Below are 251 nucleotides of genomic sequence, written 5' to 3' on the forward strand. Positions count from 1 at the left end.
AGGCTTTCACTCATCGATACTGAGTTACTCAAACTTTCGCTCATTGATACGGAGTTGCTTAAGCTTTCGCTCATACTTACCGAGTTGCTGAGGCTTTCACTCATCGATACTGAGTTACTCAAACTTTCGCTCATTGATACGGAGTTGCTTAAGCTTTCGCTCATGCTTACTGAGTTACTTAAGCTTTCGCTCATTGATACCGAGTTGCTTAAGCTCTCGCTCATCGATACCGAGTTACTCAAACTCTCACT

At 43.0% G+C, this 251-nt stretch carries 1 pseudogene; it reads left to right on the forward strand.

Annotated elements, in window-relative coordinates:
* A pseudogene (locus LMB56_RS01380) lies at positions 1-251 on the forward strand (hypothetical protein); the annotation flags it as partial.

Source organism: Limosilactobacillus reuteri (genome assembly GCF_020785355.1).
Lineage (GTDB): Bacteria > Bacillota > Bacilli > Lactobacillales > Lactobacillaceae > Limosilactobacillus > Limosilactobacillus reuteri_I.